Annotated in this window: 1 protein-coding gene; it reads right to left on the bottom strand. The window is 61.0% G+C overall.

Annotated features, from left to right (window positions below; all coding sequences use genetic code 11):
• On the bottom strand, positions 1-228 hold a 228-nt coding region (locus tag KVT34_RS31575), incomplete at both ends, for a response regulator (RefSeq protein WP_217563426.1).

Raw genomic sequence — 228 nt, 5'->3', positions numbered from 1 at the left:
CCCACCGGGCTGGCCGGCTTCGTGACGTAAGCGGCCGCGCCGATCTCCAGCCCTTCGGCCTTGTCCGTCTCCTGCGATTTCGCGGTCAGCATGATGATGCCCATTTTCGGGTACATTTCCCGCAGCTGCGCGCATACGTCGAATCCCGATAATTGAGTCGGGAGCATACCGTCCAGAATGGCGTTGTGAAAGGGGCCTTCTTCCTTTACAAGCTGGGGGGCTCCCTCG

Origin of the sequence: Paenibacillus sp. GbtcB18 (assembly GCF_019091125.1) — a bacterium.
In the GTDB taxonomy this organism is placed as follows: Bacteria; Bacillota; Bacilli; order Paenibacillales; family NBRC-103111; genus Paenibacillus_F; species Paenibacillus_F chitinolyticus.
This window is presented reverse-complemented; position numbering and strand designations above follow the sequence as displayed.